The 1,324-nt window shown below is 63.6% G+C and carries 1 protein-coding gene; it reads right to left on the bottom strand.

The window, feature by feature from the left end; translation table 11 throughout:
* Positions 1-34 precede the first annotated feature (34 nt).
* Positions 35-1,192 (bottom strand): DDE-type integrase/transposase/recombinase, encoded by a 1,158-nt coding sequence (locus tag ACLJRL_RS41175; protein WP_410661845.1) that lies wholly within the window; start codon positions 1,190-1,192, stop codon positions 35-37.
* Between the last annotated feature and the right edge of the window lie 132 nt (positions 1,193-1,324).

Genomic DNA, 1,324 nt, shown 5'->3' on the forward strand with positions numbered 1-1,324 from the left:
AACGACCTGTCATGTTTCAGGACTTCGTGAACGGTTATGTCTCACGACTTCGTGAACAGTTTTGGTTGTTCAGTCCTTGGTAGCGTACTGATCTGTCGAGGGTGAGGTCGCGGGCGAGTGTGTCGCCGATCATGATGGCGACGCGGTCGCCTTGCCAGTGGATGGTGGCGGTGTGGCCGGTCCACCGTCGGCCGACGGTGATGGAGCAGCCGGAGAACGCGATGACACCGGTAGCCGAGACCGGGCGTTGGGTGGTTCCGCTGGGGGCTTTGCGGCCGGTGGTGGGGGTGGCTTTGGCGCGGGTGTCGTAGCGTTGCTGCGGGGTTTTGCCGTCCAGGCTTTGGTGTCGGCGGTTGTTGTAGCCCTGACGGTACTGCTCGAGAAGTTGTTGCAGGGCAACAAGGTTTTCGGCCGGTGCTCGTGCGGCGAGCCATTTCTGCAGGGTTTGGTGGACGCGTTCGTTCTTGCCGCAGGTTTGCGGGTGATAGACCGATGAGGCGATCGCGGTGACGCCGTGTTCGGCGAGGTGGCGTTCGAGTTCGACCATCCACCCGCGGTGTTTGCCGGAGAAAGCCAATCCGTTGTCCGACAACACTTTCACCGGAACACCGTAGCCGGCGAACGCCTGCTGCAACGCGGCCCAGGTGTCGGCGCCGTTCTCGCTGCCGGCGGCATAGGAGCCGACATCGAGGCGGGAATGGTCGTCGAGGAGCTGGATGACGCACACCTTCTGCCCGTCGGCCAGGTAGTAGTCCATGCCGTCGATCTGCCAGCAGCCGTTGGGGTCGGTGTACTCGAACCGGCGCCGGGTCCGGGGTTTCTTGCGTGGCTCGGGCTTGATCTCGCCGAGATCCCGCAGCATCCGGTAGACCGACGAGATCGAGGGCGACGGCTCGTATCCGGCGTCCCGGAGTCGCCAGTGGATCGAGATCGGCCCGTTGTCCCAGCCCTCGTCCTTGAGCTCTTTCCGGGCCCGCAGCACCGCCTCGGCCACCTCCGGCCCGTGCGCACTCGGGTGGTGACGCGGGGCGGTGCTGCGGCGGATGAACCCGTTCGCGCCCTCGGCTTTGAACCGCTTCACATATTTGTGGAACACACCCCGGGAGATGTCCTGCTCACGGCAGAACCCCGAAATGTTGATCTTCTCACCCGCGGCGACCCTGGCGACCGCGGCGACGAACTCAGGATCCATCGAAAACCCTGCTCTGCCCATCGCCGCATGATCACCACAACACCCCTGGCCACCACACCGACAGGCCGGTCAAGTGTTCACGATGTCCTGAAACATCAACTGTGCACGATGTCCTGAACTCAGACAGGTCGT

The organism is Amycolatopsis sp. lyj-112, assembly GCF_046549055.1.
Classification (GTDB): domain Bacteria; phylum Actinomycetota; class Actinomycetes; order Mycobacteriales; family Pseudonocardiaceae; genus Amycolatopsis.

Excerpts from the sequence above, each read along its gene's own strand:
- ACLJRL_RS41175 (WP_410661845.1), bottom strand. The coding sequence starts at position 1,192 with ATGGATCCTGAGTTCGTCGCCGCGGTCGCCAGGGTCGCCGCGGGTGAG.